This window comes from Arthrobacter crystallopoietes BAB-32 (genome assembly GCF_000328305.2).
GTDB lineage: Bacteria > Actinomycetota > Actinomycetes > Actinomycetales > Micrococcaceae > Crystallibacter > Crystallibacter crystallopoietes_A.
Genome location: NZ_ANPE02000198.1, coordinates 1 through 8,514 on the forward strand (window position 1 = coordinate 1; position 8,514 = coordinate 8,514).

The 8,514-nt window shown below is 68.3% G+C and carries 6 protein-coding genes and 1 pseudogene; 3 read left to right on the top strand and 4 right to left on the bottom strand.

What is annotated here, in order from left to right:
- From D477_RS15915 to glpK, 3 genes are all read right to left on the bottom strand, one after another.
- Positions 1–551, bottom strand: a 551-nt coding sequence (locus D477_RS15915) for a DegV family protein (protein ID WP_005271757.1), incomplete at its 3' end; no start/stop codon positions are given.
- A gap of 13 nt (positions 552–564) precedes the next feature.
- Positions 565–3,090 carry a leucine--tRNA ligase gene (gene leuS, locus D477_RS15920; RefSeq protein ID WP_052510817.1) on the bottom strand — a complete coding sequence of 842 codons (2,526 nt, stop codon included), beginning with the start codon at positions 3,088–3,090 and terminating at the stop codon, positions 565–567.
- Positions 3,091–3,275: 185 nt separating this feature from the next.
- The gene (gene glpK, locus D477_RS15925; protein ID WP_005271764.1) at positions 3,276–4,790 is read right to left on the bottom strand and encodes a glycerol kinase GlpK; all 1,515 of its coding nucleotides are present in this window, start codon (positions 4,788–4,790) and stop codon (positions 3,276–3,278) included.
- Between the two features lie 145 nt (positions 4,791–4,935).
- Between glpK and D477_RS15930 the strand changes: the two genes are divergently transcribed.
- Genes D477_RS15930 through D477_RS15940 form a run of 3 tightly spaced genes read left to right on the top strand, consistent with a single transcriptional unit; the run spans position 4,936 to position 7,739 of the window.
- Positions 4,936–5,775, top strand: coding sequence for an aldo/keto reductase (locus D477_RS15930; protein ID WP_043847316.1), 840 nt, complete (start codon positions 4,936–4,938; stop codon positions 5,773–5,775).
- Between the two features lie 3 nt (positions 5,776–5,778).
- On the top strand, positions 5,779–6,660 hold the full coding sequence (locus tag D477_RS15935; protein ID WP_005271768.1) for an alpha/beta fold hydrolase: 882 nt from the start codon (positions 5,779–5,781) through the stop codon (positions 6,658–6,660).
- Positions 6,657–7,739, top strand: a complete 1,083-nt coding sequence (locus D477_RS15940) for a glycosyltransferase family 4 protein (protein ID WP_005271771.1) — start codon at positions 6,657–6,659, stop codon at positions 7,737–7,739. Before D477_RS15935 ends, D477_RS15940 begins: the two co-directional genes overlap by 4 nt.
- Before the next feature lie 28 nt (positions 7,740–7,767).
- On the opposite strand, the pseudogene D477_RS15945 reads toward D477_RS15940, so the two are convergent.
- A pseudogene (locus D477_RS15945) lies at positions 7,768–8,514 on the bottom strand (primosomal protein N'); the annotation flags it as partial.

Below are 8,514 nucleotides of genomic sequence, written 5' to 3' on the forward strand. Positions count from 1 at the left end.
GCGCCGGCGGCCCCGCGGGCGCTTTCGGCCACGTCCTCCGCAGGGTTGCCGGCCTGCGCCGCCAGCACCGCTTCGACGACGGCGAATCCCTCGGCCATCGCTACCGTGCGGGTGTCTATGACCTCCACCGGAATACCGACCTTGGCCGCCGCGAGCGAAGCCGCTTCCACCGTGCCGGACAGCTCCCCCGAGATGTGGACGGACACGATCGCTTCAAAGCCCTCGTCTGCCAGCTCTTCGTAGACTTTGCGGAAGAGACCGGGCGAAGGACGCGACGTTTTGAGGTCTTTGCCCTCAGCCAGGCCCAAGGTCAGCGCTGCCGGTACGTCGTCGACCCCTTCACCGTAGATCTGCCCGGAAATCATGACCGGCATCGGTACGACTCTCAGGCACAGGGCCGTGGCCGGATCGGACGTCCAGGCAGCCGGCAGGGCAGCAGCGGAGTCCGTGACCACAGCAACCCGCGGACGGGCAGGCTTGGAGCCCGGGCGCCGGACCGGCTGGTTCAGCAGCGACCGGGACCGCCGGATGAGCTCCTCCAGCCACGTCACCTTGGTTTGTTCCTCAGGCCGGGACGATGTTGACCAGCTTCGGCGCCCGCACGATCACGGTGCGGATTTCGCGGCCCGCCAGGGTCTTGATGATCTGCTCGGATGCCAGGGCCTGGGCCTTGAGCTCTTCTTCGCTGATATCGGCAGGCACTTCCAGCCGGTCGCGCACCTTGCCCTGGACCTGGACGACGGCGGTGACCGTCGCCTGGACCAGCAGCTTTTCGTCCACCGTGGGCCAGCTGGCGTTGGCGACCGACGGCGCATGGCCGAGTGCTGCCCACAGGTCCTCCGCGGTGTACGGGGCAAAGAGGCCCAGGATGATCGCGACCGCTTCGGCAGCTTCGCGCACTGCCGGATCCGCCCCGCCGGCTCCGCTGTCGATGACCTTGCGGGTGGCATTCACCAGTTCCATCAACCGGGCGATGACGACGTTGAACTTGTGCTGGTCCAGCAGGTTCGCGGCGTCAGCGACGGTGCGGTGGGTTGCACCGCGCAGGTTCTGGTCACCGGTGGAAGGGTCGACGCCGGGGGCGGAGGTTACGTCCTGGCCCAACCGCCAGGCGCGGGCCAGGAATTTTGCGCTGCCCGCGGGCGACACGTCCGCCCAGTCGACGTCGTCCTCCGGCGGGGAGGCGAAGACCATCGTCAGGCGGACGGCGTCCACGCCGAACTTGTCCAGCTGCTCGCCCAGGTCCACGCCGTTGCCCAGCGACTTGCTCATGGCCTTGCCACCATTGAGCACCTGGCCCTGGTTCAGCAGCGCGCTGAAGGGCTCGTCGAAATCGACCAGGCCGAGATCCTTCAAGACCTTCGTGAAGAACCGGCTGTAGAGCAGGTGCAGGATGGCATGCTCGACGCCGCCGACATACTGACCCACCGGCAGCCAGCGGTTGACGGCCTCGGTGTCGAACGGGCCTCCGGTGTAGTTGGGCGAGGCGAACCGCAGGTAGTACCAGGACGAATCGACGAAGGTGTCCATCGTGTCGGTGTCGCGGCGCGCGGCCCGCCCGCAGCTTGGGCAGTCGACGTTGACCCAGTCCACGGCCGCCGCCAGCGGGGACGTGCCCTTCGGCGAGAGCGCCTCGCCGCGCAGATCGTCCGGCAGGCGGACCGGCAGCTGGCTGTCTGGAACCGGTACCTCGCCGCATTCGTCGCAATGGATGATCGGAATCGGCGCGCCCCAGAAACGCTGGCGGCTGAGCAGCCAGTCGCGCAGCCGGTAGTTCACTGCGCGTTCGCCGGTACCTGCGGCCTCGACAATCTCGATCGCCTTCGCAATGCCCTCGGCCTTGGACAGGCCGTCCAGTTCGCCGGAATTGACCAGCGTTCCCTCGCCCGCGGTCGCGGTCCCGGTGACAGCCGGGTCCTCCTCGCCGGTATCGAGGACCGCCCGAACGGGCAGGTCGAAGGTACGGGCAAAATCCAGGTCCCGCTGGTCGTGCGCCGGGACGGCCATGATGGCTCCGGTGCCGTAGTCTGCCAGCACGTAGTCGGCAGCCCAGACCGGCAGCTTCTCGCCGTTGAGCGGGTTGATCGCGTAGCGGCCCAGGAAGACGCCGGTCTTCTCGCGTTCCGTGGACTGCCGTTCGATGTCCGAGAGCGCCTTAACCTTCTCCCGGTAGTCCATCAGCGCGTCATGCTGGTCAGCGGTGACCAGATCCAACGCCAGATGGGCATCCGCGGCGACCACGAAGAAGGTGGCGCCGTACAGAGTGTCCGGCCGGGTGGTGAAAACCGTGACTTCGTGGTCGGGACGGCTGTCGGCGGCCTCGATCCGGAAGTTGACGTGGGCGCCCTCCGAGCGGCCGATCCAGTTGCGCTGCATTGCCAGCACACGCTCCGGCCAGTGGCCCTTGAGCTCCTCCATGTCCTCGAGGAGCCGGTCCGCGTAGTCCGTGATCTTGAAGTACCACTGGTTCAGGCTCTTCTTGGTCACCGGAGTGCCGCAGCGTTCGCAGGCACCGTTGACGACCTGCTCATTGGCGAGCACCGTCAGGTCCTTCGGGCACCAATTGACCGGCGAATTCTTGCGGTAAGCCAGGCCGCGCTCGTAGAAACGCAGGAAGAGCCACTGCGTCCAGCGGTAGTACTCGGGATCCGAAGTGTGCAGCCGCCGGGACCAGTCGGCGCTGATCGCATAGCGCTTGAACGACGCAGCCTGCGTGTCGATGTTGGCGTAGGTCCATTCGGACGGGTGGGCGTTGCGCTTGATCGCGGCGTTCTCGGCCGGCAGCCCGAACGAGTCCCACCCGATGGGGTGCAGGACGTCGTAGCCCTGCAGCCGCCAGTAGCGGGCCACCACGTCGCCCATGGCGAAGGCTTCGGCGTGGCCCATATGGAGGTCGCCCGAGGGGTAGGGGAACATGTCGAGCACATAGCGGCGCTCTTTGGAACCGTCGTCGGCGGCGTTAAAGACGCCCAGCTCTTCCCACACTGCAGGCCACTTGGCCTCCATCGCTGAAAAGCTGTACTCGTTCTGTTCCGTACCAGCGTGCGTACTCACGTTGACTTGCCCTCGTCCTCTTGGTTTGCGGTGCACTTGCCGGACAGCGCCCGGACACACAAAAGCCCCTCGTCACGGGAGGGGCGGCCGCACTGGGGATCGGATCTTCCGAATCAGCGCGGCTGGCTAAGCTCAAGTGCAGACATAGGTCTACTTTAGCGCAGATCAAGGCCGCTCCCCGGCCCGCCCTGCCCGCCGGCGGATCGGCGGAAGGGGAGGATTCAGCGCACGTCTTCGTCGACCCAGTCGAAGGTCCGGGCGACGGCCTTCTTCCAGAGCCGCATCCGCCGGTCCCGCTCCGGCCCGGGCAGGGCCGGCTCCCACCTGCGGCCCTCGGCCCAATTGGCGGCCAGTTCCTCCTGCCCAGTCCAGAAGCCCACCGCGAGTCCCGCCGCATACGCCGCGCCCAGGGCGGTGGTCTCCGCGATCCGCGGCCGGACCACCGGAACGCCCAGGATGTCCGCCTGGAACTGCATCAGCGCATCGTTGGCGACCATCCCGCCGTCGACCCTTAACTCCTTGAGCGGCACCTCGGAATCCGCGTTGACTGCATCCAGCACCTCGCGGGTCTGGAAGGCTGTGGCCTCAAGCGCGGCCCGGGCGATGTGGGCCTTGGTGACGAACCGCGTCAGGCCGACCAAGGCGCCGCGCGCATCCGGCCGCCAGTACGGGGCGAAGAGGCCGGAGAAAGCCGGGACGAAGTAGGCCCCGCCGCTGTCCGGCACCGAACCTGCGAGTTCCTCGGCTTCGGCGGCCGAAGAGACGATGCCGAGGTTGTCGCGGAGCCAGTGGACCAGGGAACCGGCGACGGCGATCGATCCTTCCAGCGCATAGCTCGGCGCCTGCTCCCCCAGACGGTAAGCCACGGTAGCCAGCAGGCCGTTGGCCGAAGAGACGATCCGGTCTCCGGTGTTGACCAGCACGAAGCAGCCGGTGCCGTAGGTGTTCTTGGCGTCGCCGGGTCCGAACGCGGCCTGCCCGAAAGCGGCGGCCTGCTGGTCGCCCAGGATCCCGGCGATCGGCACCTCCCGCAGCAGCTGCGAACCGTGGACCGTGCCGTAGGTTTCGGAAGAGGACCTGATCACCGGCAGCATCCCGGCGGGAATATCGAACGCCGCCAGTATTTCCGGCGACCACTCCAGGGTCCGCAGGTCCATCAGCAGCGTGCGCGAAGCGTTCGTGACGTCCGTGACGTGCCGGCCGCCGTCGGTGCCGCCGGTGAGGTTCCAGACCACCCAGCTGTCCATCGTGCCGAAGAGCAGCTCGCCCGCCTCCGCCTGCTCGCGCGCGCCGGGCACGTTGTCCAGGATCCAGCGCAGCTTGGTACCGGCGAAGTACGGCGTCAGCGGCAGCCCGGTGGCTTCCTTGAACCGGTCCGGGCCAACCCCGGCGGACAGCTCGTCGCAGATGGCCTGCGTGCGCACATCCTGCCAGACGATGGCGTTGCCGACCGGCTGTCCGGTGGAGCGGCTCCAGACCACCGTGGTTTCGCGCTGGTTGGTCAGGCCCACCGCGGCGATGTCATGCCGGGTCAGGCTGGCGCGCGAGAGCGCGGTTCCCACGACCTCGCGCACGTTGTCCCAAATTTCGACGGCGTCGTGTTCCACCCAGCCGGCCTTGGGCAGGATCTGCCGGTGTTCCTTCTGACCGCTGGAGACGATGCTGCCGGAACGGTCGAAAATAATGGCGCGTGACGACGTCGTACCTTGGTCAATGGCCAGTACGTAACCGGGCATGCCCCACCTTCGCTGTCCTGCCGGCCCGCCACCGCGCCGGCGCAATCTGTTGGGCTCGAACCTAGCGGCCGGCGCAGTGCCGGTCAATGAGCAGCCCGCGGAAGACTGTCTCCGGTGGCCGCCCTCGGTCGGTAGAGTCTTTGCTATGGCAACAGCTCAAAAGGTGGCACTGAATAACGGCGTCCATATGGACCAGCTGGGTTTCGGCCTCTACAAGGTGCCGTCGGCGGACGCTGCGGGCCTGTGTTACCAGGCCTTGGAGGCAGGCTACCGCCATTTCGACACCGCCGCGTTCTACGCCAACGAGGCGGGCGTCGGCGAGGCGGTCATGAAGTTCCTGGCCGAAGAGCCGCTGGTCGGGCGCGAGGACATCTTCGTCACGACGAAGCTGTGGAACGACCGGCACGGCTACCAGCCTGCGCTCGATGCCTACCAGGAATCGCTGGACCGGCTGGGCCTGGAGTACGCCGACCTCTTCCTGATCCATTGGCCGCTGCCGGACCGGGAGCTGTTCAGCGAGACCTACCGCGCGCTGGAGCGGCTCTATCATGAAGGGCGGGTCCGGGCCATCGGCGTCTCCAACTTCCAGCCGGCGCATCTGCGGAAACTGCTGGCGGAGACCGAGGTGGTGCCGGCGGTCAACCAGGTGGAGCTGCATCCGTGGCTGCAGCAGCGCGAACTGCGCGAGCTCCACCAGGAGCACGGCATCCGGACGGTGGCCTGGAGCCCGCTGGGCCGCGGGTCCGTCCTGCAGGATCCGGTCATCGAAGAACTTGCCGCGAGGTTCGGGCGCACGCCGGCGCAGATCATCCTGCGCTGGCATTTGCAGTTGGGCAACGTTGCCATCCCCAAGGCAAGTTCCGGCGAGCGGCTGCGGGAGAATTTCCGGGTGTGGGATTTCGAACTGGACGACGACGCCATGCAGTGCGTGGCCGGCCTGGAGCGCAATGGCCGCCTGGGCTCGCATCCGGATGAGGTGAACTAGGCCGTGACGGCGACCAAGGACCGGGCCATCGCCCGCACCGCCGCGCTGGAGACCGGCGAAGTCAGCTACTGGGAGTACCCGGCGCAGGAGCCCGGGGCGGGAACCGACCTGCTGTTCATCCACGGCTTCCGCGGCGACCACCACGGGCTGGAACTGCTGGCCGCGGCGCTGCCGGGCCACCGGATCATCGCCCCGGACCTGCCCGGCTTCGGCGTCTGCGCGCCCTTCGCCAGCCGGGAGCACAGCGTGGAGAACTATGCCGGCTTCGTGCATGACTTCGCCGCAGCGCTGCAGCTTGGCCCCGACGCGGTGCTGCTGGGCCACTCCTTCGGTTCGATCATCGCCGCGCACTACCTGGCGGCGCAGCCGGCTTCCTTCGCGGCAGCGGTGCTGGTCAACCCGATCAGCGAACCGGCGCTGAAGGGTCCGCGGGCGGTGGCGTCCCGGCTGGCCGAGTTGTACTACTTCCTGGGTGCACGACTGCCGGAACGGGCCGGCCTGCAGCTGCTGAAGCATCCGGCGATCGTGCGGGTGATGAGCATGATGATGGCCAAGACCAGGGACCCGCAACTGCGGCGCTTCATCCACGCGCAGCATGACGCCTACTTCAGCGCGTTCGCGAACCGGTCGGTCGTGCTGGAGTCGTTCCGCGCCTCCATCTCCCACGATGTGCTCGAAGCGGCGCCGGCCCTGTCACTGCCGGTGCTGTTGATCGCCGGCGCGAAGGACGACCTGGGTTCGGTGGCGAGCCAGCAGAATCTCGCCGCGGCAATGCCGGACGCCCAGCTGGAAATTATCGACGGCGTCGGCCACCTCATCCACTACGAGGCGCCGGAGGCGGCCGCCGGGATGGTCAGCCGGTTCCTGGCGGAGCGGGCCCTGTGAAGCTGCTGATCGACGCCCGCTACACGCGCACCGACCAGTTCGACGGCATCAGCCGCTACGGGGCCAACCTGATCGCCGCGGCGGCCAGACTCGCGGATGTGCGGATGCTCATCCACGACGAGCGGCAGCTGCAGTTCCTGCCCGACGTGCCGTGGGTGAAGATCAACAGCCCGCTCTCCCCCGCCGAACTGTTCGTGGCCGGGCGCATCAACAAGCTGGGCGCGGACGTCGTCTTCTGCCCGATGCAGACCATGGGCAGCTTCGGCCGGCGCTATGGGCTGATCCTGACCATCCACGACCTGATCTATTACCGGCACCCCAAGCCACCGGGCTTCCTGCCGCTGCCGGTCCAGTGGCTGTGGCGGCTCTACCACAAGGCGTACTGGCCGCAGCGGATGCTGCTCAACCGCGCCGACATGGTCGCCACGATCAGCCGGACCACGCAGTCCCTCCTGGAGCAGACCCGGCTGACCCGGCGCCAGATCCGGATTGTCTCCAATGCGCCGCACTCCCCCGACGCGCCCCGGGATCCGCATGCTCCGGCGGACAGGGAGCTGCTCTACATGGGCTCCTACATGCCGTACAAGAACGTCGAGACGCTCATCGTCGGAATGGCGCTGCTGCCAGGTTACCGGCTGCATCTGCTGAGCCCGCTGCCGGATGCCCGCGCGGCAGAGCTTTCGGCCGCTGCCGCCGACCCCGGGCAGCTGGTCTTCCACCATGGGGTGTCCGACGGCGAGTACCGGGACCTGCTGCACCGCGCCACCGCGCTGGTCACCTTATCCCGGGACGAGGGGTACGGCCTGCCGCTGATCGAGGCCATGGCGGCGGGCACGCCCGTGATCGCCAGCGACATTCCGATCTTCCGCGAAGTCGCAGCAGGAGCCGCCCTCCACGTGGACCCGGACGACCCGGCGGCCTTCGCCGCTGCCGTGCGTACCCTGGAGGATCCGGACCGCCGCGCCCGGGCCAGCAAGGAAGGCGCCCAGCGGGCCGCGGAGTTCAGCTGGGACCACTCTGCCGCCCAGCTGGTGGCCATGGCCGAGGAAGTCCTGCAGCGGCGGCAGGCGGGAGGCTAGAGGAGGCCCGGCATAGCCAGGTCAGCCGTCAGAGCAGGTCCAGCCCGTCGCAGCGGACCTGCACCGGTTCGGCCAGGCGGCGGGCCGACACTGCCGCCTTTCGTGCCCGCAGCGCCTGCGTGACCGTATTGCCCTGCCGGTAGCTGAAGAACAGCAGCAGCCGATGGGTCCCCGCGGAACCCGGCTGCGGCAATTCCACCGGGCCCACAGTGCGGATATCCTCCGGCAGGTCAAGGCCCTCCAGGAAGACCTCCAGGCTCGAGGCCGCGCCGGTCAGTGCCGCAATCCGCACGGCCGGAGGCAGCTGCAGTTCGCGGCGCAGCTGGAGCTCACGGGACGCGGCCCCGGCAGGGTCCCAGCGCACCAGGTGGCCGACCACGGCGTCGTGCTCCGCGGTAATAACGACGACGCCGCCCTCCTCCGCGGGACGGACCAGTGACGCTGCGGTGAACCAGCGGCGCAGTGCGTCCTCGCTGGCACGCAGCGATTCCCGCGCGAGCATGGAGTTGCCGTCCAGCAGCAACGCCGCGGCGTAGCCGCCCTCGACCGCGGGCTCCGCACCTGGGGTGGCGACCACCAGGGTGCGACCCGTGCTGATGCTCTGCTTGACGTGTTCGCCCGCCGAGGAAACCACAGCGGCTCCGGGAAAGGCACGGCCCAGTTCTTCCGCTGTCCGCGCCGCTCCAACCACCAACGCCCGCAGGCGGGGCGAGCCGCACTCGGCGCACCGGTGCCCGGCCGCGATCCTTCCGCACCACCGGCACGCCGGGCTGCT